Annotated in this window: 1 protein-coding gene; it reads left to right on the top strand. The window is 68.8% G+C overall.

Annotation, left to right across the window (positions count from 1 at the left end):
* A partial coding sequence (locus tag HKX41_11245) for an AraC family transcriptional regulator (protein NNC24706.1) occupies positions 1 to 279 on the top strand: 279 nt, incomplete at both ends.

The following is a 279-nucleotide window of genomic DNA, read 5'->3' as shown; positions in this document are numbered from 1 at the left end:
CGCCAGGCCAGCGCGCGCAACGGCGAGGCCGACAACGGTTTCGACCTCAACGCCCTGCGTCCGATCCTGCTGCACCTGGCCGGCGTCCAGCGCGAGCTGACCGCGCGCATCCAGCGTTGCCCGGGCCGTTCGCGCAGCCGCAAGCGTCAGGTCTTCGGCCGCCTCCAGCGCGCCCGCCTGTACCTGGAAGGCAATTGCGACCGGGTCGTGCGCATCAGCGAACTGGCCGAGCTGACCAGCTTCTCGAGCTGGTACTTCTCCAAGACCTTCCACAGCTTG

Origin of the sequence: Salifodinibacter halophilus, from assembly GCA_012999515.1 — a bacterium.
GTDB lineage: Bacteria > Pseudomonadota > Gammaproteobacteria > Nevskiales > Salinisphaeraceae > Salifodinibacter > Salifodinibacter halophilus.
Note: the sequence above shows the minus strand (reverse complement) of the source record. Positions and strands in the feature narration are given on the sequence as shown.